Origin of the sequence: Nocardioides aurantiacus (genome assembly GCF_003752505.1) — a bacterium.
Lineage (GTDB): Bacteria > Actinomycetota > Actinomycetes > Propionibacteriales > Nocardioidaceae > Marmoricola > Marmoricola aurantiacus.
Map to the genome: position 1 here is coordinate 3,146,840 of NZ_RKHO01000001.1, position 23,582 is coordinate 3,170,421.

Genomic DNA, 23,582 nt, shown 5'->3' on the forward strand with positions numbered 1-23,582 from the left:
CGCGGGTGGTTCAGACGACCCGGTGCATCCAGGCGAAGGTGTCCTCGGCGCGGCCGTACTGGATGTCGACCAGGTCCTGGCGGATCTCCAGGGTGAGCGGACCGGCCTCCTCGGTGGCCTGGCCGCTGACCTCGCCACCGTCCCAGCGCAGTGTGCCCACGGGCGTGACCACGGCGGCCGTCCCGCAGGCGAAGACCTCGGTGATCTCGCCCGACGCGACACCCTCGCGCCACTCGTCGATGGCGAACTTGCGCTCCTCGACCCGGTGGCCCTTCTTCTGGGCCAGCTCGATGATGGCCGAGCGCGTGATGCCCTCGAGGATCGTGCCGGTCTCGGGGGTGACGACGTGACCGTCGGCGTGGACGAAGTACAGGTTCATGCCGCCGAGCTCCTCGACGTACTTCCCCTCCGCGGCGTCGAGGAAGACGACCTGGTCGCAGTCGTGCGCGCTGGCCTCCTGCTGCGCCACCAGCGAGCTGGCGTAGTTGCCGCCGGTCTTGGCCGCACCCATCCCGCCGCGGCCGGCACGGGTGTAGTCCTCGGTCAGCCACAGCGACAGCGGCTTCACGCCGCCCTTGAAGTAGGCCCCGGCCGGCGAGGCGATGACCATGAACGTCACGTGCTGCGAGGGCCGCACGCCGAGGAACGCCTCGGAGGCGAACATGAACGGCCGCAGGTAGAGGCTCTTCTCGCCGGTGCCCTCCGGCACCCAGCGTCGGTCGGCCTCGACCAGCGCGTCGACGCAGCGCACGAAGTCCTCGGGATCGAGCACCGGCAGCGCCAGCCGGTGGCTCGAGCGCGCCATCCGCGCGGCGTTCTCGCCGGGACGGAAGGTCCAGACCGACCCGTCGTCGTGACGGTAGGCCTTCATGCCCTCGAAGATCTCCTGGGCGTAGTGCAGCACCGCGGTCGCCGGGTCCAGGCTGAGCGGGCCGTACGCCGTCACCCGCGCGTCGTGCCAGCCCTGCTCCGGGGTCCACTCCACCGTCAGCATGTGGTCGGTGAAGTGGGTGCCGAACCCCGGGTTGGCCAGGATCTCGGCCAGCTCGGCGTCGCTGCGCGGGGAGGTCGACGTCGTGACGGAGATGTCGAGGGTCATGGGGGCACGGTATCTCTCGGGTCGGGGCTGTCCGGGTGGGGTCGTCGGGCCGCCCTGCCGGCCTCAGCCGGCGACGCGGGCGGCGACCGAGTCGCCGACCTCGGCGGTGACGACCGGGGCGCCCGGGGTGCGGGCGGCGAGCTCCTCGACGACGGCGCGTTCGACCGCGGCGGCCGCGTCGTCGAGGCCGAGGTGCTCGAGCAGCAGCGCTCCGGAGAGGATCGCGGCGACCGGGTCGGCCGTGCCCTGGCCCGCGATGTCGGGCGCCGAGCCGTGGACCGGCTCGAACATCGACGGGGTGGTGCGGTCGGGGTTGACGTTGCCGCTCGCGGCCAGGCCGATGCCGCCGGTGATCGCGGCGGCGAGGTCGGTGACGATGTCACCGAAGAGGTTGTCGGTGACGAGGACGTCGAAGCGCGAGGGGTTCGTGACGAGGTGGATCATCGTCGCGTCCACGTGCATGTAGTCGACCGTGACGTCGGGGAACTCCGGCGCGACCTCCTGCACGAGCCGCCACCACACCGCGCCGGCGTGGACGAGCACGTTGGTCTTGTGGACCAGGGTGAGCTTGCGGCGACGCTTCTGGGCGCGGGCGAAGGCGTCGCGGACGACGCGCTCGACACCGAAGGCGGTGTTGACCGAGACCTCGGTGGCGACCTCGGCCGGGGTGCCGACGCGCAGGGCGCCGCCGTTGCCGGTGTAGGGACCTTCGGTGCCCTCGCGGACGACCACGAAGTCGACCTCGCCCGGATCGGCCAGGGGTGAGGCCGCACCGGGGAAGATGCGCGAGGGGCGCAGGTTGACGTAGTGGTCGAGCTCGAAGCGCAGCCGCAGCAGCAGGCCGCGCTCGAGGAGGCCGGGCGGGAGGTTCGGGTCTCCCGGCTTCCCCCCGACGGCGCCGAGGAGGATCGCGTCGTGGGCGCGTACCTCCTCGAGCACCGTGTCGGGCAGCACCTCGCCGGTGGCGAGGTAGCGCTCGGCGCCGAGGTCGTAGCGGGTGGGCTCGAACTTCACGCCGGTGGGCGTGGCCTCGAGCACCTTCAGGGCCTCGGCGGTCACCTCGGGCCCGATCCCGTCGCCGGGGATGACGGCGAGCTGGACGGAGCGGGAGGCGTCGGGGGTCACGGGGGCATCGGGCATGCGGGCGATGCTAGTTGTCGTCGGGCCGCTGCCCGCCGCCGTCCCGCAGGTCGAGCGCGGTCTGGAGGGCCCGGTAGGTGGGGCTCTCGGGGTTGTTCTTGGCGGGTCCCCACTCGGGGTAGAGGTCGTACATCGTCGTGTCTCCTGGTTCGCGGATCGGATGTGGATCGACGCGAGGGAGGTGGACGGTCTCGACAACCACGGATCACGCGGAGGAGGCCCGTCCGGCGAGAGGTGAGGGGTGGACGTCTCTGTCTCGCTCGCGGAGAGGGTGACAGGCCGTCAGTGGCGTGTGCGTACGCCGGACTCCGCGGCGAGGTGGCCCGTCAGTCAGGCCCCGCCACGGCAGCGAATAAGTACGCACTGGTTCCGCATGGTCGGACCAGCCTGACCCCGCTCGTCCGCGGTGACCACCCCTCGGATGATCCGTCCCACTGAGTGAGACGGATTCTCGCCACCGGGGCCGGTGGCCACGATTTGCGAGACTGGTCACATGAGTGCCCCACCCGACCTGCCGCCGATCGTGTCCCGGGCCTTCGACGTCTCCCGGCGGGCCGGCTACGTGTCCTTCTGCCGCAACGAGACCGGCCGCCTGCTCGCGGCGCTCGCCGCCACCCGCAGCGGGATCATGGCCGAGTTCGGCACCGGCTGCGGGGTCGGCACGGCCTGGCTGCGGTCGGGCGTGCGCCCCGGCGCCCACATCCTCTCCGCCGAGCTCGACCCCACGCTCGCCACCGCGGCGCAGGACATCTTCACCGACGACCCGCAGGTCGAGGTCCTGGCCGCCGACTGGTCGACGCTGCGCAACAAGGGCCCCTACTCGCTGCTCTTCCTCGACCCCTCGGTCCCCGAGGACGCGAGCGCCGAGGCCGTGGCCGACCTCGTCGAGCCGGGCGGCATCGTGGTGCTCGACGACTTCACCCCGTGCGAGTTCTGGCCGCCGATCACCGGTGGGCGCGTCGACGTGCTGCGCGAGACCTGGCTCACCGACGAGCGGTTCACCGCCGTCGAGGTGATGGTCGCCCCCGACGCGGCGGTGCTGCTCGCGACCCGTCGCTGACGGCCCTCAGCGAGCCGGGGTGTCGGGGAGCTCGACGACGCACCAGGGCAGCATCAGCTGCACCAGCGGGCCGACGGCGAGGGCGTAGAGCAGGGTGCCGAGACCGACGACGCCGCCGAGCAGCCAGCCCAGCGCGACGACCGTGGCCTCGATGCCGGTGCGGACGACCCCCACCGGCAGGCCCGTACGACGGTGCAGCCCGGTCATCAACCCGTCCCGGGGACCGGGGCCGAGCTGCGAGCCGATGTAGAGCGCGGTCGCCAGGCCGTTGAGCACCACACCACCGACCAGCAGCACGACCCGGAGCCACGGCTCGTCGGGCGCGGCCAGCACGGCCAGCGCCCGGTCGGCGACCAGGCCGACGACGAAGGAGTTGGCGACCGTGCCCAGGCCGGGCTTCTCGCGCAGCGGGATCCACAGCAGCAGCACGAGCAGGCTCATCACGATCACGGCCGTGCCGATCGACATCGGCAGGTAGCGCGCCAAGCCCTGGTGCAGCACGTCCCACGGGGAGTTGCCGAGGGTCGCACGGATGACCATCGCCAGGGTGACGCCGTACAGCGTGAGGCCGACGGCCAGCTGGCCCAGCCGGCGCGGGAGCCGTCCGGCGCGCAGCTGGGCGACCGGGCCGAGGGCGGCGAGGCGGCGGTCGCGCCGCGCGGTCGGCGCGGTCCCGTCCAGGGTGGGGCAGGTCGTCATGGCTCCATCCTGAATCAGAAGTGGCCTGGTTGGACATGGCCAATCGTGATTCACTGGCCTGCATGTCCCGTCACCTCGCCGCCTCCCGGGTGGCCACCCTGCTCGGCGACTTCGACCGCTCCCCCGCCTACCGCGGCCTGGCCGAGGGCCTGCGGGTGCTCATCACCGACGGCCGCGTGCCCGTCGGCGTGCGCCTGCCCAGCGAGCGCGACCTCACCGAGGCGCTCGAGGTCAGCCGCACCACCGTGGCCCGGGCGTACGCCGAGCTGCGCGACCACGGCTTCCTGGTCTCCCGACAGGGGTCCGGCAGCGTCGCCCACCTGCCGGCCGGGCGCCGTGGCCAGGACGACCACCTGCTGCGCCTGACCGAGCACCCCGACGGCAAGGCCGACCTGACCTGCGCGGCCCCGCTGCCGGGACCCGGCCTGCTCGCGGCCTACGAGCGGGCGGTGGCCGAGCTGCCCCGCCACCTCGCCGGGCCGGGCTACTTCCCCACCGGGCTGCCGGTGCTGCGCGAGGCCGTCGCCGACGCCTACGCCGCCCGCGGGCTGCCCACCGGTCCCGACCAGGTGATGGTCGTGCCGGGCGCCCAGGCGGGGGTGGCCATCGCCGCCCGGGCGCTGCTGGGGGCCGGCGACCGGGCCGTGACCGAGAGCCCGACCTACCCCAACGCCATCGCCACGCTCGCCGGGAGCGGCGCCCGCGTCGTGGGGGTCGAGGTGCCGCGCGACGAGACCGACACCGAGGCGATGACCACGACGCTGCGCCAGGTGGTGCCGCGCGCGGCGTACCTCATCCCGGACTTCCACAACCCGACCGGCTCGCTGCTGCCCGACGAGGCGCGCGAGCGGGTCGCGCACGCGCTGGCCCGCACCCGGACGACGGCCGTGGTCGACGAGTCGATGGCGATGCTGCCGCTGGAGGGGCAGCGGATGCCGGCACCGTTCGCGTCGTACGCCGCGGACGCGGTGAGCGTCGGCAGCGTCAGCAAGCCGTTCTGGGGCGGGCTGCGGATCGGCTGGATCCGGGTGCCGGCGGCCCGCGCCGACGCGGTGTTCCGGGCGCGCCTCACCCTCGACCTGGGCACCTCGCCCCTGGAGCAGCTCGTGGCCGCCGACCTGCTGCGCGACGGCGAGGACCTGCTGGCGCACCGCCGCGAGCAGCTGCGGACCTCCCGCGACGCGGCGCTGCTCGCGCTCGCCACGCACCTGCCTGACTGGCGCCCGACCCGACCGACGGGCGGGCTCAACCTGTGGTGCGAGCTCCCCGAGGCGCTCTCGACGGCGCTGGTGCCGCGGGCCGAGCGCCACGGCGTGCTGCTCGCGTCGGGACCGAGCTTCGCGCCCGAGGGCGGGCTCGACCGGTTCGTGCGGATCCCGTTCACCCAGCCCGCGCACGTGCTCACGGCCGCGATCGAGCGGCTCGCCCCCGCCTGGCGCGAGACGCTGGCCGACCCCTACCCGCGGCCCCGCCGCGCCACCCCCGGACTGGTGGCCTGACGTTCACCCAGGGGTCGGCCACCCGTCCCCACGGGGGTCTTGGCTCGCGCCATGGACATCTCTCGGACCCCGCTCGCCGCGCCCACGCGCCGTACGCTCGTCAGGACGGGGCTGGTCACCGGCGCCGTCGTCACCGCCGGCGGCCTGCTCGGCCCCCGCCCTGCCGTGCTCGACTCGCGGGCCAGCGCCGCCTCGCCTCCGCTGGCGCGCAACCCCTTCACGCTCGGCGTCGCCAGCGGCGACCCCAGCCCCGGCGGCGTCGTGCTGTGGACCCGGCTGGCCGTGGACCCCCTGGACGACTCGGGCCTGGGTGGGATGCCCGAGCGCGACTACGAGGTCCGCTGGCAGCTCGCGCGCGACGAGCGGTTCCGGCGCGGTGTCCGCTCGGGCACGGTCCGGGCCACCGCCGGCGCGGCGCACTCGGTGCACGTCGAGCTGTCAGGGCTGCGGCCGGGCACGGAGTACTTCTACCGCTTCCGCGTCGGTCGGTGGGTCTCCCCCGTCGGTCGCACCCGGACCGCGCCGGCGTACGACTCCCTGGGCAGCGCGCTGGCGATGTCCTTCGTCAGCTGCAGCCAGTACGAGCACGGCTTCTTCACCGCCTACCGCCGCCTCGCCGAGGACCAGCCCGACCTGGTGCTCCACCTGGGCGACTACCAGTACGAGTACCGGGCCGGGGGCTACGTCGCCCCGGGCGGCAACGTCCGCGACCACCGTGGGCCCGAGACCACGACGCTGGCCGGCTACCGCCAGCGGCTGGCGCAGTACAAGTCCGACGCCGACCTCCAGGCCGCCCACGCCGTGGCGCCGTGGCTGGTGGCCCTCGACGACCACGAGGTCGACAACAACTGGGCCGACGACGTCGCCGAGAAGCCCGCGGAGAGCGCCGCGCTCCCGGCCCGACGCGCCGCGGCGTTCCAGGCGTACTACGAGAACATGCCGCTGCGCCGGGCCTCGGTCCCCCGTGGCCCGGACATCTCCATCTACCGCCGGCTGCGCTGGGGCAGGCTGGCCAGCTTCCACATGCTCGACACCCGGCAGTACCGCGACGACCAGGCCTGCGGCGACGGCTACAAGGACTGCGCGGACGCCGACGCCCCCGAGCGCTCCCTGCCCGGCCTCGAGCAGGAGCGGTGGCTGGCCGACGGATTCTCCCGGTCGCAGGCGCGCTGGGACGTGCTCGGCCAGCAGGTGTTCTTCGGCCGCCGCGACAGCACCGCGACCCCCGACGACACCGTCTCGATGGACTCCTGGGACGGCTACCGGCCCTCGCGGGACCGTGTGGTGCGGTCCTGGCAGGACGCCGGCGTGCGCAACCCGGTCGTGCTCACCGGCGACGTCCACGCCCACTGGGCCTCCGAGGTGCTCCAGGACTTCCGGGCGCCCGACTCCCCCGTCGTGGGCTCGGAGTTCGTCTGCTCCTCGGTCACCTCCGGCGGCGACGGGTACGACGAGCCGACCGGACAGCACCCGTGGGCGGCGTACAACCCGAACCTGCGGTTCTGGACCAACCTGCGCGGCTACGTGAACACCCGGATCACGCCGGAGTCGTTCCAGGTCGACTACCGCTGCGTGACGCGGGTCAAGATCCCCGACCAGCCGGTCTTCACCCGCGCCAGCTTCGTCGTCGACGACGGCGTGCGCGGCATGCGGCAGACCTTCGACAACCCGCTGCCCACGCAGGGCTCGACCCTGCGCGCCCTCCCGGCCCCGCGCACCGACGCCCAGAAGATCGCCGACACCCTTGAGGCCGAGACGCAGTAGGTGGTGGGTGGGCCGGTCCTACAGGTCGATCGTCCGGGCGGTCTCCGCCTGGATCGTCACGCGGATCTCCTCGAGCACCTCGGCCGGCACCGAGGAGTCGACCGAGAGCGCGACCAGGGCGTGGCCGCCGCGGCGGTCCCGGGAGACCTGCATGCCGGCGATGTTGACGCCGGCGCGGCCGAGGATGCCGCCGACGGTGCCGATCACGCCGGGGCGGTCGGCGTACCGCAGGAAGGCGAGGTGGTCGCTGGGCTCGAGGTCGACGTCGAACCCGGCGACCTCGACGACCCGCTCGCGCTGGGTGATGCCGACCAGGGTGCCCGACACCGACACCGAGGACCCGTCGGCGAGGGTGCCGCGCAGGGTGATCAGGTTGCGGTGGTCGGGGCTCTCGGACTCGGTCACCAGCCGCACCTCAACACCGCGCTCGGCGGCCAGGAGCGGGGCGTTGACGTAGGACACCGTCTCCCCCACGACGTCGGCGAAGACGCCCTTGAGCGCAGCCAGCTCGAGCACCTTGACGTCGTGGTCGACGATCTCGCCGCGCACCTCGACGTCGACCTGCTGGGCGACCTCGCCGGCCAGGGCCGTGAAGATGCGGCCGAGCTTCTCGGCCAGCGGGATCCCGGGTCGCACCACCTCCGCGATCGAGCCGCCCTGCACGTTGACGGCGTCGGGCACCAGCTCGCCGGCCAGGGCCAGCCGCACCGACCGCGCGGCCGCCAGGCCGGCCTTCTCCTGCGCCTCGTGGGTGGCGGCGCCGAGGTGCGGGGTGGCCACCACGTTGTCGAGGCCGAGCAGCGGCGAGCCGGTCGCGGGCTCCTCGGCGAAGACGTCGAGGCCGGCTGCGGCGATGCGACGGGTCTTGAGCGCGTCGTAGAGGGCTGCCTCGTCGACGATGCCGCCGCGCGCGGCGTTGACCAGGATCAGGCCGGGACGGGCGAGCGCGAGCTCCGCGGCCCCCACCATCCCGACGGTCTCCGCGGTGCGCGGCAGGTGGACGCTCAGGGCGTCGGACCCACGCAGCAGCTCCTGCAGCCCGACCATCCGCACCCCCATCTGCGCGGCCTTGCCGGCGCGCACGTAGGGGTCGTGCGCGATCACCTGCATCCCGAAGGCGGCCAGCCGCTGCGCGACGAGCACGCCGACGCGGCCCAGGCCGAGGATGCCGACGGTCTTGCCGTGCAGCTCGGTGCCGGTGAACCGGCCGCGCTCCCACTCGCCGCGCACCAGCGCGGCGTGGGCGGGCCCCACGTGGCGAGCGGCGGCCAGCAGCAGCGCCACGGTCAGCTCGGCCGCGCTGACGACGTTGGAGGTCGGCGCGTTGACCACCATGACGCCGGCCTGGGTGGCCGCGCGCACGTCGACGTTGTCCAGCCCGACCCCGGCGCGGGCCACCACGCGCAGCCGGGGCGCCAGCGCGAGCGCCTCGGCGTCGATCCGGGTCGCCGAGCGCACCAGCACCGCCTCGGCCTCGGGCAGCGCGGCGAGCAGCGCGGCGCGGTCGGCGCCGTCGAAGCGGCGCACGTCGGAGGAGTCGCCGAGCGCGGCCGCCGTGGCCGGGCTGAGCTCCTCGGCGACGAGGACGACGGGCCGGCGGGCCGGCGGGGGTGCAGGCGTGGTGGTCACGGCAGTCCTGACGTAGGGCCTGACGGGTGAGGGGCACGACGCTGTGCGCGTCGGCCAGCCTACGCGAGGACGGGGGCGAGCCGGTCGGGTCCGGGGCGGGTCAGATCGCGCAGCCGTCGGGCCCGCAGGCCTCGTCGGTGCCGCCGACCGTCTGCAGCCGGGGGTGGGTGTCGTCCCAGGCCTGGGTCAGCACCTGCGTGAACGTCTCCGCAGGCTGGGCGCCCGCGATGCCGTAGCGGCCGTCGACGACGAAGAACGGCACGCCCGTAGCGCCGTACGCCGCGGCCTGCCGGATGTCGGCCTCCATCGCGTCGGCGTACTCCCGGCTCCCGAGGACCTCCTCGACGCGCGCGGTGTCGAGGCCGACCGTCGCGGCGGCGGCGCGCAGCACGTCGTGGTCGGCGACGTTCTCGGCACGCACGAAGTACGCCGCCAGCAGCTCCTCCTTGAGCGCCACCTGCGTGGTCGGGCCGTCCTCCAGCGCGAGGTGGAGCAACCGGTGGGCGTCGACGGTGCCCACGTGCTGGGCCTCGCCCAGGCGGAACAGCAGCCCCTCCTCGGCGGCGACGGCCTCCATCTGGTCGACCATCTTCTGACCGGCGGCCGGGCCGCCGCCGTACTTGCGGCCCAACGACGCGGCGACCGTCTCGGTGGGCACCAGCGGGGCCGCCGGGTCGAGCTGGAAGGACCGGTAGACCAGCTCGACGTCGTCGGCGTGCTCGAAGGCCGCCAACGCGGTCTCGAGCCGGCGCTTGCCGACGTAGCACCAGGGACACACGACGTCAGACCAGATCTCGATTCTCACGTGCGTCCCAACCGCTCGGGGTGGTCGACTGTTCCCGTGAGCGGACACAACGACGTGGTGGTGGCGACCGAGCGGCTCGACGTGCGTCCCTGGCGGCACGAGGAGGCCGACCGGCTGCTCGACATCCTGAGCCGGGTCGAGGTGGTGCAGTGGCTCGACGACGGGCCGCCGAGGCCGATGGCCGACCTCGACGCCGCCCACGCCGCCATCGACCGCCAGCACGCGCGCTCGACCACGCCCCCGCTCGGGTTCTGGGCGATCGTGCCACGCGCCACCGGGGTCCCGGTCGGGTCGGTGCTCACCCTCGAGCTCCCCGACGCCGAGGCCGGCGAGGTCGAGATCGGCTGGCACCTGCACCCCGACAGCTGGGGCCAGGGGTGGGCGCGCGAGGCGGCCGCGGCGGTCCTGGGCCGCGCCCTGGACCACGGCCTCGAGGAGGTGTGGGCGCTCACCCACGTCACCAACCACCCGTCGCGGGCGGTGGCCGCCGCCATCGGGATGCGCGACCTCGGGGTGCACACCTGGTGGTACGAGGAGCCCTCCCAGGTCTTCCGCGCCGACCGCGTCACCCACCCCCGACCCTGACCCGACCCCGGGGGTGACCGGGGTCGGTCCCAGGGGTGGGTCCAGGGCGTCACCCGATGTGGCCGGGCCCGGTAGCGGCGAGGCTGCAGCCATGATCAGCATCGAGTCCCTGACCAAGAGGTACGCCGGCTTCACCGCCGTCGACGACGTCAGCTTCACCGCCCGTCCGGGCCGCGTGACCGGGTTCCTCGGTCCCAACGGCGCCGGCAAGTCGACCACCATGCGCGTCATGGTCGGCCTGACTCCCGCCACCTCCGGGACGGCGACGATCGACGGGCGGCGCTTCGCCGAGCTGCCCAACCCCGGCCGCGAGGTCGGGGTCCTGCTCGACGCCTCCGCCCAGCACGCCGGCCGGACCGGTCGGGAGATCCTGCGGATCGCCGCGGCCACCATGGGCCTCCCCCGGGCCCGCGTCGAGGAGATGCTCGACCGGGTCGGCCTCACCGACCGCGAGGCCGAGCGGCGGGTGCGCCACTACTCCCTCGGCATGCGGCAGCGGCTCGGCGTCGCCACCGCGCTGATCGGCGACCCCCGGGTGCTGGTGCTCGACGAGCCGGCCAACGGCCTGGACCCCGCGGGCATCCGCTGGATGCGCGACCTGCTCCGGGGGTACGCCGACGCCGGCGGCACCGTGCTCCTCTCCTCGCACCTGCTGCACGAGATCGAGGTCGTCGCCGACGACCTCGTCGTGATCGGCCACGGCCGGATCGTCGCCCAGGGCACCAAGGCCGAGCTGCTCGCCGGCGCCGGGAGCGTCGTACGGGCCCAGGACGCGACGGCGCTCGCCGCCGCCCTGGCCGGCGCCGGGATCGAGCACACCGTGGCGCCCGACGGCGCCGTCCTGGCCACGGCCGAGACCGCCCGCATCGGGACGGTCGCGCACGCCGCCGGGGTGCCGCTGACCGAGCTCCGGTCCGCGGACAGCGCGGGTCTCGAGGAGATGTTCCTCGAGCTCACCGCCTCCAGCCAGCGCGAGGGAGTCGCAGCATGAGCACCGCCACCACCGCCAGCACCGCCGTCCCCCGGTCCGCCGAGGCGACGCCCACCGACCTGGCCGCACCGCGGCCCGACCTGCCGCCGATCCCGTTCACCCGGCTGCTCGGGGTCGAGGCGCGCAAGACCTTCGACACCCGCTCGGGGTTCTGGCTGCTCGCCGGCATCGGCATCGCGGCCACCCTGGCCACCGCCGCGGTCATCGTCTTCGCCCCCGACTCGGCCCAGGTCTACGGCAGCTTCGCCCAGGCCGTCGGGTTCCCGATGGCGCTGCTCCTGCCGGTCGTGGCCGTCCTCGCGGTCACCAGCGAGTGGTCCCAGCGCAGCGGCCTGACGACCTTCACCCTCGTCCCGCACCGCGGGCGCGTGCTGCTGGCCAAGGGCGTGGTCGCCGTGGCCGTCGGCGTGGTCTCGATGGTGCTCGCGATGGGCATCGGCGCGCTGGGCAACCTGCTCGGCGCGGCGATCAACGGCGTGGACCCGGTCTGGGACTCCTCGGTGCAGCAGCTCGCCATGATCGTGCTGGCCAACGTGCTCGGGCTGCTCGTCGGCTTCACCCTCGGAGTGCTGCTGCGCAGCTCGCCGGCGGCCATCACGGCCTACGTCGTCTACTGGTTCCTGCTGCCGACGATGTTCGGGCTGCTCGCGGCCTACCAGTCGTGGTTCGCCGACGTGCAGGGCTGGATCGACTTCCAGTACTCCTCGACGTTGCTCTACGAGGGCGACCTCGGTGCCACCGAGTGGGCCCACCTCGGCGTCTCGGGACTGCTCTGGCTGGTCCTGCCCCTCACCGTCGGGGTGCTGCTCGTGCGGCGGTCGGAGGTGAAGTAGCCCTGGGGCCAGGCTGCGTCCTGCGGGGAGCCGGCGCCTAGTCGGGTCGGTGACCCCGGGCCGAGCGGGCCGTCAGCAGCCCGCCGAGCGCCCCGCCCGCGTGGGCCTGCCAGGAGATCCCGGCGTCGGTCGGCAGCACGCCCCACAGCAGGCCGCCGTAGAACAGGAACAGCACCACCCCGGTCGCCACCTGGCCGGGGCTGCGGGAGTAGAAGCCGCGGACCATCAGGTAGGTCAGCCAGCCGAAGACGACCCCGCTCGCGCCCAGGGTCAGCGAGCCGGGCGGGGAGAACAGCCACACGGCGGCGCCGGAGACCAGGACCACGACCAGGCTGGTGCGCAGCCAGCGGCCCCAGCCGTCCATCAGCACGATCACGCCCAGCACGAAGAACGGCACCGTGTTGGAGACCAGGTGGGCGTAGCCGCCGTGCAGCCACGGCGCGTAGAACACGTTGTCGAGGCTGTCGAGCTGCCGCGGCTCGATGCCGTAGGGGTCCAGCGCGTTGTCGGTCGCCTGGTCGACCCCCTCGAGCACCCACAGCACCACGACGAGCACGCCCATCGCCACGCCGGCCGGCACCAGCCCCATCCGTCGGCTCCGGGCGGGCGTGTCCAGCTGGCTCATGGGGCCAGTGTCGCGGGTCGCCCAAGCGGCGTACGGCGGCTGCTCGGCCCGGCACTGCGCCGGAGACACGGACGCTCCGCCGGGACCGTGGTCCCGGCGGAGCGTCTGCTTCCCAGGCGGACCTGGGGATCCGTCGACGAGCGACGGGTCGATCAGCGCGTCGAGGTGCCCTCGACGTAGTCCGAGTCGTGGCTCTTGACCCAGGCCATGAGCTTGCGCAGCTCGCGGCCGGTCGACTCGATCGGGTGCGACTCGCCCTTCTTGCGGAACTCGGTGAACTCCGGGGAGCCGTTGTCCATGTCGGTGATGAACCGCTCGGCGAACGCGCCGTTCTTGATGTCCTCGAGGACCTCGACCATGTTGGCCTTGACGTCGGGGGTGATGACGCGGGGGCCGGAGACGTAGTCGCCGAACTCGGCGGTGTCGGAGACCGACCAGCGCTGCTTGGCGATGCCGCCCTCGTACATCAGGTCGACGATCAGCTTCAGCTCGTGGAGGCACTCGAAGTAGGCCACCTCGGGCTGGTAGCCGGCCTCGGTGAGGACCTCGAAGCCGTACTGCACCAGCTGCGAGGCGCCGCCGCACAGGACGGCCTGCTCGCCGAACAGGTCGGTCTCGGTCTCCTCGGTGAAGGTCGTCCTGATGCCGCCGGCACGCAGGCCGCCGATGCCCTTGGCGTAGGACAGCGCGAGGTCCCAGGCCGTGCCGGAGGCGTCGGCCTCGACGGCGACGAGGACGGGTACGCCGCGCCCGTCGACGTACTCGCGGCGCACCAGGTGACCGGGGCCCTTGGGGGCGACCATGAACACGTCCACGCCCTCGGGCGGGGTGATGTAGCCGAAGCGGATGTTGAAGCCGTGGCCGAAGACCAGGGTGTCGCCGGGGGCGAGCTGCGGCTCGATCTCCTCGGCGTACAGCGTGCGCTGGTGCTGGTCGGGGGCGAGGATCACCACGACGTCGGCCTCCTCGGCCGCCTCGGCGGGGGTCACGACGCGCAGGCCCTCGGCCTCGGCCTTGGCGCGGGACTTCGAGCCGGGCTGCAGGCCGACGCGGACGTCGACGCCCGAGTCGCGCAGCGACAGCGCGTGGGCGTGGCCCTGCGAGCCGTAGCCGATCACGGCCACGTTCTTGCCCTGGATCAGGGACAGGTCGGCGTCGTCGTCGTAGAACATCTCAGCCACGGGGGGCTTCTCCTTCGGTAGGGGTGGATCTGACTTCGCGAGGGTGGTGGACGGTCTCGGCCCGGCAGGAGCCGTGTTGAGCGTCCATAACCCCGATTTACATGTGGGGGGCGGGCTCAGCCGCGGACGGCGGTGGCCACGGGGACCGGCACGGGGACGGGGCGGACGGTGCGCTCGGAGATCGAGCGGCTGCCGCGGCCGATGGCGACCATGCCCGACTGGACGAGCTCGCGGATGCCGAAGGGCTCCAGCACCGCGAGGAAGTCCTTGAGCTTGTCGGAGTTGCCGGTCACCTCGATGGTCACCGCGTCGGGGGCGACGTCGACGACCTTGGCGCGGAACAGCTGCACCGCGTCGACGACCTGGCCGCGGGTCTCGGCGTCGGCGCGGACCTTGACGAGCAGCAGCTCGCGGGTGACGGCCTCGCGGTAGTCGAGCTCGACGATCTTGAGCACCTCGACCAGCTTGTTGAGCTGTTTGGTGACCTGCTCGAGCGGGAGCCCCTCGACGCTGACCACGATGGTCATCCGCGAGATCTCGGGATGCTCGGTCGGGCCCACGGCCAGCGAGTCGATGTTGAAGCCGCGGCGGCTGAACAGCGCCGCGACGCGGGTCAGCACGCCCGGCTTGTTCTCGACGAGGACGGAGAGGGTGTGGGTGGTCATCGGACGGGGTCCTCGCGAAGGTGGGGGCGGAAGGAGCGCAGCGGGAGGAGCCCGCAGCTTCGTGGGGTGCTCACAGGTCGTCCTCCTCGAAGTCGGGGGCCAGGTCGCGGGCGTACTTGATCTCGTCGTTGGACGTGCCCGCGGCGACCATCGGCCAGACCATGGCGTCGCGCTCGACCCGGAAGTCGATCACGACCGGCACGTCGTTGATCTCCATCGCCTTGCGGATCGTCGCGTCCACGTCGGCCGGGTCGTCGCAGGTGAGGCCGACGGCACCGTACGCCTCGGCCAGCTTGACGAAGTCGGGCACCCGCTTGGAGTGCAGGTCGGTGTTGGAGTAGCGACCCTCGTAGAACAGGGTCTGCCACTGCCGCACCATGCCGAGCGACTCGTTGTTGATCAGGGCGACCTTGATCGGGATGCCCTCGATGGTGCAGGTGGCCAGCTCCTGGTTGGTCATCTGGAAGCACCCGTCACCGTCGATGGCCCACACGACCGCCTCGGGTCGGGCGACCTTGGCGCCCATGGCGGCGGGGACGGCGTAGCCCATGGTGCCCAGGCCGCCGGAGTTGAGCCAGGTGCGGGGGTGCTCGTACTGCACGAAGTGCGTCGCCCACATCTGGTGCTGCCCGACGCCGGAGACGTAGACCGCCTCGGGACCGGCGATGGCCGAGAGCCGCTCGATGACGTACTGCGGGGCCAGGCCCTCCTCGGGGGTGTCGTAGCCGAGCGGGTAGCGCTCCTTGACGCCGGTCAGGAAGCTCACCCAGCCGGCGTAGTCGCCGGTGCGGCCCTGCTGCTGCTCGGCGCGCAGCGCGGTGACCAGCTCGCTGATCGTCTCGCGGGCGTCGCCCACGATCGGGACGTCGGCGATGCGGTTCTTGCCGATCTCCGCCGGGTCGATGTCGGCGTGGACCACCCTGGCGTTCGGGGCGAACGAGTCGAGGTTGCCGGTGACGCGGTCGTCGAAGCGGGCGCCGAGGCTGATCAGGAGGTCGCTCTTCTGCAGCGCCGCGACGGCCGCGACGGTGCCGTGCATGCCCGGCATGCCGAGGTTCTGCGGGTGGCTGTCGGGGAACGCGCCGCGCGCCATCAGCGTGGTCACGACCGGCATGCCGGTCAGCTCGGCGAGCTCGAGCAGCTCGGCCGAGGCGTCCGCGCGGATCACGCCGCCCCCGACGTAGAGGACCGGCTTGCGGGCCTCCAGGACGTGGCGGGTGGCCTCGCGGATCTGCTTGGCGTGCGGCTTGGTGACGGGCCGGTAGCCGGGCAGGCTCAGCTCGGTCGGCCACACGAAGGTGGTCGTCGCCTGGAGCGCCGACTTGGCGACGTCGACGAGCACCGGGCCCGGACGACCGGTCGAGGCGATGTAGAACGCCTCGGCCACGACGCGCGGGATGTCGGCCGGGTCGGTGACGAGGAAGTTGTGCTTGGTGATGGGCATCGTGATGCCCCGGATGTCGGCCTCCTGGAAGGCGTCGGTGCCGATCATGCTGGCGCCGACCTGACCGGTGATGGCCACGATCGGGACCGAGTCCATGTGGGCGTCGGCCAGCGCGGTCACCAGGTTGGTGGCACCGGGGCCCGAGGTCGCCATGCACACGCCGACGCGGCCGGTCGCCGCGGCGTACCCCTGGGCGGCGTGGCCGGCGCCCTGCTCGTGGCGCACCAGGATGTGGCGGATGGAGGAGTCGAAGAGCGGGTCGTACGCCGGGAGGATGGCGCCGCCGGGGATGCCGAAGATGTCGGTCACGCCCGCGTGCTCCAGCGACTTGATCAGGCTCTGGGCGCCGGTCACGGTGGGCGCCTCGGGGACCGCGGGGCCCTGCGCCACGCCCTGGGCCAGCCGCTGACCGGGGTTGGGACGTGTCGTCTGACCCGCGTGCTGCTCGCTCATCTGCTCATCTCTTCGTCGGTCGTCAGGTGGTTCGGTGGCAACAAAAAACCCCTCGAGCCGGTCGGCTGACGAGGGGTCGACGCGTGGCCGCGAGTCCGGCTGGGGACTCAGCTCACGCGTCGCGTGCGTACGAGGAGGTCGGAACGCATGGCTCCAGCATGCCCCCACCCCCGTCAGGGCTCAACCCAGTGTGACCGGCGTCCCAAGGAGTGGGACGCCGGTCCCGGATGTCGGACACCCCGGCCACGGCGCACGCCGGTCAGTCCCGCGCCTGCCAGGTGGTGATGCACGACCGGTTGCCCTCGGGGTCCTCGACCACCCAGAAGGCCGGTGCCCGCTCGTCGTCGACCAACCGACCGCCGGCGCCGAGCACGGCCCGCAGCCGGTCCTCGGCCTGGTCGTGGGGCACCCGGACGTCGAGGTGCCAGCACTGCCGGCCGGCCTCGGAGGAGTCGCTGTGCTGGAACCACACCGACGGCCCGCGCGAGCCCGGGTCGACCACGTCGTCGGGCGAGGACCGGTCGTAGCCGAGCAGCGCGGCGTAGAACGGCGCCACCCGGTCCTGGTCGGCGGTGTCGAGCGCGAGCTCGAGGGTGTCGGGGACCTGGCCGGGCTCGACACCGAGCTCGGTCGCCGCCGCGGCGATCGCCGCCGCCAGCCGCAGGTCCCGGCGCGTCACCGCACCGACGTCGTGGCTGCTCAGCCCCACGGTCACGTGGGGGTAGCGCAGGTCGACGTCGGGGTGGTGGTCGGCCTCGTCGGCGAGCTCGGCGACGCGCTTCACCAGCCGCGCGCCGGTGGTGAAGTCGCCGGTGGCGTAGCGCACGACCACCTGGCCGAGCAGCAGCCGCCACCCGTCGGGGAGGCCGTCGCTGACCTCCTGGGAACGCAACGGCTGCCGGTCCTGCTCGCTGATCGCCATGCGAGCGACCCTAGACCCGGCTGCGGACAGCCCGGGTCCTAGAGCTCCAGCTCGTCGGCGAGCGCGCGCAGCAGCTTGGCCGTCGGCTTGGCGGTGCGGGCGTCGGGGTGGCGACCGTGGCGGTAGCCCTGCTCGACACCCTCGAGCAGCCCGATCAGGTCCTCCACGATGGTGACCATCTCGTCGGGCTTGCGGCGCTGGGCGGCGCGGCGGTTCTGGCTCACCGAGGCCGGCGCCTCGAGGACGCGCACCTGGTGGGCCTGGTCGCCCTTGCGGCCCGAGAGCACGCCGAACTCGACGCGGGTGCCGGCCTTGAGGGTCTCGACCCCCGAGGGCAGGTTGGACGAGCGGACGTAGACGTCCTCGCCGTCCTCGCGCGAGAGGAAGCCGAAGCCCTTCTCGGCGTCGTACCACTTGACCTTTCCGGTGGGCACCGCAGCGGCCTCTCTGTGCGTCGGGGGTGGGTCGCGGTCCTGGAGGCCGCGACGGCCCAGCGTAGTGGGTGGTCGGCCGGGGCGGCCACGCAGTTCAGCGCCAGCGCTCGGGGTCCGGGAGCAGCGCGTTCATCGAGCCGGACCGGAAGCCCAGCGGGTCGACCTCGACCGCGTCGAAGCCCGCGGCCCGCACCACGTCGAGGTGGTGGGCGGCCTCGTCGACCAGGTCGCGATCGACCTCGACCCGGGCGGTCTCCCCCAGGTCGCGCACGCGCACGTCGCGCACCGCGTGCCCGGCCGTCTCGAGCGAGGCCCGCAGGTCGGCCTCCGCGCGCTCGACCCGAGCCAGCCGCGACGGGGTGATCTCGATGCCGTAGGCCACCCGCGAGGACAGGCAGGCCGCGGCCGGCTTGTCCCAGGTCGGCAGGCCCCACGCCCGCGAGGCGGAGCGCACCTGCTCCTTGGTGATGCCGGCGTCCAGCAGCGGCGTCACCGCGCCGCGGTCGGCCGCGGCGGCGATGCCCGGGCGGAACCCGGCGCGGGCGTCGTCGGCGTTGGTGCCGGTGGCCACGACGGCGTACCCCTCGGCGGCGGCCAGCGGGCCGAGCACCTCGAGCAGCTCGGACTTGCAGAAGGCGCAGCGGTCGCCGGCGTTGGCGCGGTAGCCCTCGCGGTCCATCTCGTGGGTCTGCGGCGTCAGCACCCGCACCCCCAGCGACTCGGCGAAGGTGCGGGCCGGGTCGCGCTCGGAGAGCGGCAGCGAGCTGCTGTACGCCGTCGCGGCGCCGACGCGGTCGGGCCCGAGCGCGCGCACGGCGGCCGCCAGCAGGAACGCGCTGTCGGCTCCCCCGCTGAACGCCACCAGCACCCGCTCGTGGGCGCGCAGCGACGCCGCCAGGCGCTCGAGCCGGGCCTGCAGCACGAAGTCGTCGAGCCAGGCGGGGAACCCCGACAGGTCGTCGAGCACCACGTCGGTGCCGGCGGAGCGCAGCTGCTCGGCCGTGCAGCCGCCGGTGAGCACGGAGACGCTGGGCACGCCGGCCGCCTGCGCGCCCTCGACGTCGTGGACGTGGTCGCCGACGTAGAGGTGGGCGCCGTGGCGGCGCAGCACCTCGCCCTTGGCCCCGCCCCACACCTCGCCCTCGACCACGTCGACGTCGAGGCCGAGGTGCTCGACGTGCAGCCGGGCGTTGGGGGTGAACTTGCCGGTGACCAGCAGCGTGCGGCCGCCGTGGCGGCGTACGGCGGCCAGGGCCTCCGCCGCGCCCGCGGTCGCCGGGGTCGGGACGACCGCGGTGCCGGGGTAGATCTCGCGGAACCGCGCGATGGCGGCCGGCACCTCGTCGGCGGGCAGGTGCGGCCCCAGCAGCAGGTCGAGGGGCGGGCCGAGGTTGCCGGTCAGCTCCGCCACCGGGAGGTCCACGCCCAGCTCGGAGCCGAGCACCTCCAGCGTCGCCGCGAAGCCGGGGACGGTGTCGATCAGCGTCATGTCGAGGTCGAACCCGACCACCAGCTGCTCGTCCACGACTCCAGGCTACGTCCGTGTCCCGGGTCCGCGACGGGCCAGGGTCGGCCCCCTAGATTCGCAGTGTGCTGATCACCAACCACGTCCTGTCCGGCGCGCTGGTCGGCCGTGCGGCCCCCGGTCCGGTCTCGGCGTTCGCGCTGGGCGTGGCCTCGCACTTCGCGATCGACACGGTCCCCCACTGGGGCGACGACCGGATCTTCCTCCAGGTCGCGGTGCCCGACGGCCTGGTGGGCCTGGGCGCGATGGCCTGGGTGTGGCGCACCACCGAGGCGTCCGCCCGCGTGCGGGTCCTGGCCGGCATGGCGGGCGCGTGCCTGCCCGACGCCGACAAGCCCAGCACCCTGTTCTTCGGCCGTTCCCCGTTCCCGGCGGCCGTCGACGAGTGGCACCGCGGCATCCAGCGCGAGTCGGTGCGCCGGCTCCCCCAGGAGTTCGCGGTCGCGGCGCTCGGGGTGCTCGTGGTGCGGCGGCTCAGCCGCGCAGCAGGCCGTCGCGCAGCGCGACCGACGTCGTCGGGCTGAGCGGCAGCCGGGGCACGAGCGTGGCCCCGACGGCGTGGTAGACGTCGGGCTTGCCCGCCCAGGTAGTGGCGCTGGGCCGGTTGCCGGGGTCGAGCTCGTGGTGCCAGGAGCCGCGCTCGTGGTCGAGCAGGTGCGTCTCGGCGTACGACCACCAGGCGGCCTCGTGAGCGGCGTACGACGCCTCGCCGGTCGCCTCGTGCAGGGCCGCCGCGGCCGCGAGCGCCTCGGCGACCACCCAGTGCATCCGCTGGCGCACGACCGGGCGGCCGTCCCAGTCGACGGTGTAGACGAACCCGTCGGCGCCGTCGGCGTGCCAGCCCTCGCGGACCGCGGCGTCGAAGAGCCCGACGGCGTGGTCGAGCATCCAGGCCGGCGCGTCGGCGCCGAGCGCGGCGCGCAGGTGCAGCGTCAGCCGGGACCACTCCAGCCAGTGGCCGATGGTGGCGCCGTACGGCCGGAAGGGGTGGGCGGGCTGGTCGTGGTGGTAGTCGGGCAGCGGTGTCCAGGTGGCGTCGAAGTGCTCGGGGATCCGCCAGTCGTGGGCCGGGGCGAGGTCGTGGACGACGCGGGTGAGGATGCGCCCGGCCCGCTCGCGCAGGGTCGGGTCGTCGAGCACGTCGGCGGCCGCGAGCAGCGCCTCGACGCCGTGCATGTTGGCGTTGACGCCGCGGTAGCCGTCGAGCGCGGTCCAGGCGGCGTCCCACTCCTCCACCAGCATCCCGGCGTCGTCGTCCCAGAAGTGGTCCAGCAGCACCGCGACCGCGTCGGCCAGCAGCTCGCCGGCGCCGGGTCGACCGGCGGCGGCCGCGCTGGAGGCGGCCAGCACCACGAAGGCGTGCTCGTAGGCCGTCTTCGCGGTCGTCAACGGGCCTTCGGCGTCCACCTGCGCCCACCAGCCGCCGTGCTCGGCGTCGTGGAACCGGCCCCGGAGCCCCGCCAGCCCGACGTCGGCCAGCGTGGCCGCGCCGGGACGCCCCAGCAGGTGGCCGAGGGCGAACACGTGGGTCATCCGGCAGGTGATCCACAGCTCCAGCGGCCGGCCCGGCACCGGGCGCCCGTCGTCGTCGAGGTAGCCGAACCCGCCGTCCGGGTCGGCCGCCGCCTCGGCGAACCGCAGCAGCCGGTCGAGCTCCGCGGCCAGCCAGCGGTCGCCGCCGACCGCGCCGGCCGCGCCCGGGGTGCCGGCCCCGGTGGTCACGACAGCCGGCTCCGCACCACGTCGTCGAGCACGCCGAGCGGCAGCGAGCCCGAGTCGAGCACCGCGGAGTGGAAGGCCTTGACCGAGAAGCCCTCCCCCTGCCGCGCCTGGGCCTCGGCGCGCATCCGCTGGATCTCCACGCGGCCGACCATGTAGGAGCAGGCCTGGCCGGGCGTGACGGCGTAGCGGTCGATCTCGGGACGCACCATCGACTCCCGCAGCGGCGAGTGGGCGACCATGTAGTCGATCGCCTCGCGGCGGCTCCACCCGAGCGCGTGCATGCCGGTGTCGACGACGAGCCGGCAGGCGCGCATCGAGTCGGCGGCGAGCATGCCGATCCGGTCGACGGGCCCGGAGTAGAGCCCCATCTCGTCAGCCAGCCGCTCGGTGTAGAGGCCCCAGCCCTCGGCGTACGCCGCGTTGTGGAGGTGCTTGCGGAACTCCGGCACGCCGGTGAGCTCGCCGGCGATGGTGAGCTGCAGGTGGTGGCCGGGGATGCCCTCGTGGAAGGCCATCGACTCCAGCTCGAAGGTGCCCCACGACGACGGGTCCTCGACGTTGATGAAGAACGTCCCGCCACGGCTGCCGTCGGAGGCGGGAGGGAAGTAGAACGCCTTGGCACCGGTGGTGGTGCCCTGGACGCCGCAGGGCGCCTGCGGGAGCACCTCGAACCAGTCCGGCATCGCCTCCCAGGCGCGCGCCATCGCGACCTCGGAGGCCTCCACCAGCTGCTCGCCGCGCTCGAAGTGCAGCGCCGGGTCGGTGCGCAGCGCGTCGAAGATCCCCTGGAGGTCGTCGGTCCCGACGACGTCGGGACCGAGCGCGCGGTACTCCTCGGCCAGCGCGGCCACCGTCTCCAGCCCGAGGTCGTGGATCTCCTGGGCGCTCTTGTCGGTCGTGGTGAAGTAGCGCAGTGCCGCGGCGTAGGACGCGTCGCCGCCCGGCAGGTGGGTCAGGCCGACCCGCTCGTCGGAGCGGGCGTGCTCGAGCAGCTCGTCGCGCAGCACGTCGCGGTAGGCCGCCATGCCGGGCCGGACCTCGTGCTCGACGACCTGGCGCAGCCGCGCCTTCCAGCCGTCGACGTCGAGCCCGTCCGGCGGGCGGGTGGTCAGCAGCAGGCCGTCGTCGGCCACGGGGGTGCCGAGGATCCGCTCGAGCTGCACCAGGGTGTCCTCGACCGCGAACGCGGCCGGGAGCCGGCCGGCCGCGACGCCCTCGCGGAGCCGCTGGGCGGCCTCGCGGTAGGAGCGGCCGACGCCGGCGTACTTGTCCACCAGCGCCTCGGCGACCTCCGGGGTCGGCAGCGCGAGCATCCCGGCGAGCAGCGGCATCGTGACCTGCGGCCCGAAGATCGGGTCGACCGCGATCTCGGCCAGCCGCTCCTCGAGCAGCGCCGAGCGGGAGCGGGCATCGTCGAGGAGCACGGCCCGGGTGATCCGGTCCTGCTCGTCGAGCCCGTCCGCGGGCACCGCCTCGGCGCGCTGCGCCAGGTCGCGCAGCGCCGCGACGTCGGCGTCCTCCGACGCCCGGTCGCCGCGCTCGAACTCCCCCGGCGCGCGGTAGTCGCCGATCAGGTGGGCGCTGGTCGGGTTGGTCGCGAGGTGGTGCTGCCAGTACTCCTCGGCCAGGCGGGTGACGGACTCGTGGGGGGTGGGGTCGGTGCTCACCGGTCCAACCTACGAGGTCGGCTGGCCCTGCTGGTCCGGTCGGTCGGCCCGGCCCGGCGAGGGCGAGGCAGGCCCGGACCGCGCGACCAGGGACGCCGCGGCCAGCGCGAGGGCGATGAGGGCCCAGCCTCCGAGCTCGAGTCCTTCCTCGACGACGGCCTCCCACTCGTAGCCGATCTGGCCGTGGTCGAACCCGAGGGCGAAGAGTGCCGGGGAGGCCATCTCGAGCAGCACCGCCGCACCCAGGCCGAGCAGCGCCGCCACCACCAGCCGCCCCTCGGCCCGTCTCATCCTGGTGGCGAGGGCGAGCAGCACGAGGAGGACGAAGGCGAGGAGGGGGAGGTAGACGAGGGGCCAGAACGTGCGTGAGAAGTGGGCGATGGGCCCCAGCTGCGTCTTCCACTCCGAGACCCGCTCGTGCAGCTGGACCGAGTCGTCCAGCGAGAGGAAGGCGACCGCCCCCGCGACCGCCACCAGGAGCGCGGCGCGTCGGGTTGCCTGCGCTGCCAGCACCAGCAGCTGGAAGGCGACCGCGAACGTGACGACCACCGACGCCCACGAGAAGACCCCACCGTCGATGTCGAGGTTGAGGAGGTCGATCCCGAGGTCGAAGACCACCAGGTTGACGAGGTGCACGGCGCTCTGGACGAGGACGGCGAGCAGCACGAGCGGGACGCCGAACCGTCTCAGCCTCGCGGCGCCCGAGGGCTCGGGCAGGTCGTGGCCCAGGTCGGGCGCCCAGCTGCCGAGCACGCGGCCCGCAGCAGCGAGGATCCGGTCGATCATCTCCCCAGCATGCCGCAGATGCTCCCGACCGCCCTCCTCGGCGACGCCGGCGCG

The 23,582-nt window shown here is 73.8% G+C and carries 23 protein-coding genes; 7 read left to right on the forward strand and 16 right to left on the reverse strand.

The genetic code is table 11. From position 1 onward, the window contains the following. Positions 1 to 10: 10 nt before the first annotated feature. The 3 genes from EDD33_RS15260 to EDD33_RS20725 all read right to left on the reverse strand — a co-directional run bounded on the left by EDD33_RS15260 (position 11) and on the right by EDD33_RS20725 (position 2,372). Positions 11 to 1,099, reverse strand: a complete 1,089-nt coding sequence (locus EDD33_RS15260) for a branched-chain amino acid aminotransferase (protein ID WP_123391834.1) — start codon at positions 1,097 to 1,099, stop codon at positions 11 to 13. Positions 1,100 to 1,162: 63 nt separating this feature from the next. After that, a complete protein-coding gene (locus EDD33_RS15265) occupies positions 1,163 to 2,239 on the reverse strand; it encodes a 3-isopropylmalate dehydrogenase (RefSeq protein WP_123391836.1) in 1,077 nt (358 codons plus the stop codon). Between the two features lie 10 nt (positions 2,240 to 2,249). Then, positions 2,250 to 2,372, reverse strand: coding sequence for a hypothetical protein (locus EDD33_RS20725; protein WP_281274181.1), 123 nt, complete (start codon positions 2,370 to 2,372; stop codon positions 2,250 to 2,252). Positions 2,373 to 2,732: 360 nt separating this feature from the next. On the opposite strand from EDD33_RS20725, the gene EDD33_RS15270 reads away from it, so the two are divergent. Beyond that, positions 2,733 to 3,299 carry an O-methyltransferase gene (locus EDD33_RS15270; RefSeq protein WP_056542101.1) on the forward strand — a complete coding sequence of 189 codons (567 nt, stop codon included), beginning with the start codon at positions 2,733 to 2,735 and terminating at the stop codon, positions 3,297 to 3,299. Positions 3,300 to 3,305: 6 nt separating this feature from the next. On the opposite strand, the gene yczE is transcribed toward EDD33_RS15270, so the two are convergent. Next, positions 3,306 to 3,998, reverse strand: coding sequence for a membrane protein YczE (gene yczE / locus EDD33_RS15275; RefSeq protein WP_123391838.1), 693 nt, complete (start codon positions 3,996 to 3,998; stop codon positions 3,306 to 3,308). A 62-nt stretch (positions 3,999 to 4,060) separates the two neighbouring features. Here yczE and yczR point away from each other — a divergent pair, with 62 nt between their 5' ends. Further along, positions 4,061 to 5,497 (forward strand): MocR-like transcription factor YczR, encoded by a 1,437-nt coding sequence (yczR, locus tag EDD33_RS15280; RefSeq protein WP_123391840.1) that lies wholly within the window; start codon positions 4,061 to 4,063, stop codon positions 5,495 to 5,497. A gap of 51 nt (positions 5,498 to 5,548) precedes the next feature. After that, positions 5,549 to 7,261, forward strand: coding sequence for an alkaline phosphatase D family protein (locus EDD33_RS15285; protein ID WP_123391841.1), 1,713 nt, complete (start codon positions 5,549 to 5,551; stop codon positions 7,259 to 7,261). Positions 7,262 to 7,279: 18 nt separating this feature from the next. On the opposite strand, the gene serA is transcribed toward EDD33_RS15285, so the two are convergent. Both serA and EDD33_RS15295 read right to left on the reverse strand, forming a co-directional pair. Further along, positions 7,280 to 8,890 (reverse strand): phosphoglycerate dehydrogenase, encoded by a 1,611-nt coding sequence (serA, locus tag EDD33_RS15290; RefSeq protein ID WP_123391843.1) that lies wholly within the window; start codon positions 8,888 to 8,890, stop codon positions 7,280 to 7,282. 100 nt (positions 8,891 to 8,990) lie between these two features. Further along, positions 8,991 to 9,695: a DsbA family oxidoreductase gene (locus EDD33_RS15295; RefSeq protein WP_123391845.1), complete on the reverse strand. Its 705-nt coding sequence runs from the start codon at positions 9,693 to 9,695 to the stop codon at positions 8,991 to 8,993. A 36-nt stretch (positions 9,696 to 9,731) separates the two neighbouring features. Here EDD33_RS15295 and EDD33_RS15300 point away from each other — a divergent pair, with 36 nt between their 5' ends. From EDD33_RS15300 to EDD33_RS15310, 3 genes are all read left to right on the forward strand, one after another. Then, the gene (locus EDD33_RS15300; protein WP_123391847.1) at positions 9,732 to 10,280 is read left to right on the forward strand and encodes a GNAT family N-acetyltransferase; all 549 of its coding nucleotides are present in this window, start codon (positions 9,732 to 9,734) and stop codon (positions 10,278 to 10,280) included. Positions 10,281 to 10,371: 91 nt separating this feature from the next. Continuing rightward, positions 10,372 to 11,271 carry an ABC transporter ATP-binding protein gene (locus EDD33_RS15305; protein ID WP_123391849.1) on the forward strand — a complete coding sequence of 300 codons (900 nt, stop codon included), beginning with the start codon at positions 10,372 to 10,374 and terminating at the stop codon, positions 11,269 to 11,271. After that, entirely contained in the window at positions 11,268 to 12,104 is an 837-nt protein-coding gene (locus EDD33_RS15310) for an ABC transporter permease subunit (RefSeq protein WP_123391851.1), read from the forward strand. The genes EDD33_RS15305 and EDD33_RS15310 overlap by 4 nt, the downstream gene beginning before the upstream one ends. 37 nt (positions 12,105 to 12,141) lie before the next feature. On the opposite strand, the gene EDD33_RS15315 is transcribed toward EDD33_RS15310, so the two are convergent. The 7 genes from EDD33_RS15315 to larE all read right to left on the reverse strand — a co-directional run bounded on the left by EDD33_RS15315 (position 12,142) and on the right by larE (position 19,353). After that, positions 12,142 to 12,729 carry a rhomboid family intramembrane serine protease gene (locus EDD33_RS15315; protein ID WP_211332563.1) on the reverse strand — a complete coding sequence of 196 codons (588 nt, stop codon included), beginning with the start codon at positions 12,727 to 12,729 and terminating at the stop codon, positions 12,142 to 12,144. 152 nt (positions 12,730 to 12,881) lie between these two features. Further along, a complete protein-coding gene (gene ilvC / locus EDD33_RS15320) occupies positions 12,882 to 13,910 on the reverse strand; it encodes a ketol-acid reductoisomerase (protein WP_281274182.1) in 1,029 nt (342 codons plus the stop codon). 116 nt (positions 13,911 to 14,026) lie between these two features. Then, positions 14,027 to 14,575, reverse strand: coding sequence for an acetolactate synthase small subunit (ilvN, locus tag EDD33_RS15325; protein WP_123391854.1), 549 nt, complete (start codon positions 14,573 to 14,575; stop codon positions 14,027 to 14,029). A 70-nt stretch (positions 14,576 to 14,645) separates the two neighbouring features. Then, positions 14,646 to 16,472, reverse strand: coding sequence for an acetolactate synthase large subunit (locus EDD33_RS15330; RefSeq protein ID WP_123391856.1), 1,827 nt, complete (start codon positions 16,470 to 16,472; stop codon positions 14,646 to 14,648). Positions 16,473 to 16,731: 259 nt separating this feature from the next. Then, positions 16,732 to 17,394, reverse strand: coding sequence for a VOC family protein (locus EDD33_RS15335; protein ID WP_123391858.1), 663 nt, complete (start codon positions 17,392 to 17,394; stop codon positions 16,732 to 16,734). A gap of 38 nt (positions 17,395 to 17,432) precedes the next feature. Next, the gene (locus tag EDD33_RS15340) at positions 17,433 to 17,828 is read right to left on the reverse strand and encodes a cold-shock protein (RefSeq protein ID WP_123391861.1); all 396 of its coding nucleotides are present in this window, start codon (positions 17,826 to 17,828) and stop codon (positions 17,433 to 17,435) included. 94 nt (positions 17,829 to 17,922) lie between these two features. Next, positions 17,923 to 19,353, reverse strand: coding sequence for an ATP-dependent sacrificial sulfur transferase LarE (gene larE / locus EDD33_RS15345; RefSeq protein ID WP_246003545.1), 1,431 nt, complete (start codon positions 19,351 to 19,353; stop codon positions 17,923 to 17,925). Between the two features lie 65 nt (positions 19,354 to 19,418). Here larE and EDD33_RS15350 point away from each other — a divergent pair, with 65 nt between their 5' ends. Beyond that, positions 19,419 to 19,877, forward strand: a complete 459-nt coding sequence (locus EDD33_RS15350) for a hypothetical protein (protein ID WP_211332564.1) — start codon at positions 19,419 to 19,421, stop codon at positions 19,875 to 19,877. Here EDD33_RS15350 and EDD33_RS15355 read toward each other — a convergent pair. From EDD33_RS15355 to EDD33_RS15365, 3 genes are read right to left on the reverse strand one after another with little or no spacing between them, the layout of a single operon-like run. Next, entirely contained in the window at positions 19,828 to 21,075 is a 1,248-nt protein-coding gene (locus EDD33_RS15355; protein ID WP_123391863.1) for an AGE family epimerase/isomerase, read from the reverse strand. The genes EDD33_RS15350 and EDD33_RS15355 overlap by 50 nt on opposite strands. After that, positions 21,072 to 22,742, reverse strand: a complete 1,671-nt coding sequence (locus EDD33_RS15360) for a DUF885 domain-containing protein (RefSeq protein ID WP_123391865.1) — start codon at positions 22,740 to 22,742, stop codon at positions 21,072 to 21,074. Before EDD33_RS15360 ends, EDD33_RS15355 begins: the two co-directional genes overlap by 4 nt. A gap of 9 nt (positions 22,743 to 22,751) precedes the next feature. Continuing rightward, positions 22,752 to 23,528 carry a hypothetical protein gene (locus tag EDD33_RS15365; RefSeq protein WP_123391867.1) on the reverse strand — a complete coding sequence of 259 codons (777 nt, stop codon included), beginning with the start codon at positions 23,526 to 23,528 and terminating at the stop codon, positions 22,752 to 22,754. Positions 23,529 to 23,582: the final 54 nt, after the last annotated feature.

Bases quoted from the DNA above. Each gene is read 5' to 3' on its own strand.
- EDD33_RS15260 (WP_123391834.1), bottom strand. From the start codon at position 1,099: ATGACCCTCGACATCTCCGTCACGACGTCGACCTCCCCGCGCAGCGAC.
- EDD33_RS15265 (WP_123391836.1), bottom strand. From the start codon at position 2,239: ATGCCCGATGCCCCCGTGACCCCCGACGCCTCCCGCTCCGTCCAGCTC.
- EDD33_RS20725 (WP_281274181.1), bottom strand. From the start codon at position 2,372: ATGTACGACCTCTACCCCGAGTGGGGACCCGCCAAGAACAACCCCGAG.
- EDD33_RS15270 (WP_056542101.1), top strand. From the start codon at position 2,733: ATGAGTGCCCCACCCGACCTGCCGCCGATCGTGTCCCGGGCCTTCGAC.
- yczE (WP_123391838.1), bottom strand. From the start codon at position 3,998: ATGACGACCTGCCCCACCCTGGACGGGACCGCGCCGACCGCGCGGCGC.
- yczR (WP_123391840.1), top strand. From the start codon at position 4,061: ATGTCCCGTCACCTCGCCGCCTCCCGGGTGGCCACCCTGCTCGGCGAC.
- EDD33_RS15285 (WP_123391841.1), top strand. From the start codon at position 5,549: ATGGACATCTCTCGGACCCCGCTCGCCGCGCCCACGCGCCGTACGCTC.
- EDD33_RS15305 (WP_123391849.1), top strand. From the start codon at position 10,372: ATGATCAGCATCGAGTCCCTGACCAAGAGGTACGCCGGCTTCACCGCC.
- EDD33_RS15310 (WP_123391851.1), top strand. From the start codon at position 11,268: ATGAGCACCGCCACCACCGCCAGCACCGCCGTCCCCCGGTCCGCCGAG.
- EDD33_RS15315 (WP_211332563.1), bottom strand. From the start codon at position 12,729: ATGAGCCAGCTGGACACGCCCGCCCGGAGCCGACGGATGGGGCTGGTG.
- ilvN (WP_123391854.1), bottom strand. From the start codon at position 14,575: ATGACCACCCACACCCTCTCCGTCCTCGTCGAGAACAAGCCGGGCGTG.
- EDD33_RS15330 (WP_123391856.1), bottom strand. From the start codon at position 16,472: ATGAGCGAGCAGCACGCGGGTCAGACGACACGTCCCAACCCCGGTCAG.
- EDD33_RS15335 (WP_123391858.1), bottom strand. From the start codon at position 17,394: ATGGCGATCAGCGAGCAGGACCGGCAGCCGTTGCGTTCCCAGGAGGTC.
- EDD33_RS15365 (WP_123391867.1), bottom strand. From the start codon at position 23,528: ATGATCGACCGGATCCTCGCTGCTGCGGGCCGCGTGCTCGGCAGCTGG.